Raw genomic sequence first — 824 nt, forward strand, 5'->3', positions numbered from 1 at the left:
CCGGGTGTTACCGCTTGTTCAGCTGGCCCGCGTCGACCGGGACGACGGTGCCGGTCACGTACCGCGCGTCATCCGACACCAGCCAGGCGATGGCGTTCGAGACGTCCAGCGGGTCCACCGCGTCGACGGGCATCGCGTTGGCCAGCACCCGCGCGAGCTCCGGGGACCCCGCCGTGATGACCGACAGGTCCCCGTTCGCGGCCATCGGCGTCTTCACCGTGGTCGGCGCGACACTGTTCACCCGGATGCTGTGCGGCGCCAGATAGTTCGCCCACGACCGCATCAACCCGACGACCCCGTGCTTGGCCGCGGTGTAACCCAGGAAACCCGCCGTCGGGATACCCACCCCGACCAGGCCACCCGTGGAGCTGGTCAGCACGATCGCCCCACCCTGCCCCCGCTCGACCATCGACGGAATCGACACCCGGCCGGTGTTCCACACCCCCGTGAGGTTGACACCGACGACGTCCTCCCACTGCTCGTCCTCCGACGCCGCCCCACCCGGCCCGATACCGGCGTTCGCCAGCACGATGTCAACCGGACCCAGCTCGGCGACACCGTCCTGGAACGCCTTCCCCAGCGCCGCCACGTCGCGGACGTCAGCCTGCCGGGCGACGATCCGCCGTCCCGTCTCCTCGACCGCCTTCACGGTCAGCTCGAGGTCCTCCGGAGTCGCCATCGGGTAAGGCACCGACTCCATCTGGGCGCAGAGGTCCACCGCGATGATGTCGGCACCCTCCTGCGCTAACCGGACCGCGTGGCTACGGCCCTGACCTCGGGCAGCACCGGTGATGAACGCGACCTTGCCATCGAGCTTTCCCATC

Annotated in this window: 1 protein-coding gene; it reads right to left on the reverse strand. The window is 69.8% G+C overall.

What is annotated here, in order from left to right:
- Positions 1 to 7 precede the first annotated feature (7 nt).
- Positions 8 to 823: a mycofactocin-coupled SDR family oxidoreductase gene (locus MXD62_RS09850; RefSeq protein ID WP_248829036.1), complete on the reverse strand. Its 816-nt coding sequence runs from the start codon at positions 821 to 823 to the stop codon at positions 8 to 10.
- Between the last annotated feature and the right edge of the window lies 1 nt (position 824).

The organism is Frankia sp. Mgl5, assembly GCF_023242985.1.
Taxonomy (GTDB): Bacteria; Actinomycetota; Actinomycetes; order Frankiales; family Frankiaceae; genus Parafrankia; species Parafrankia soli.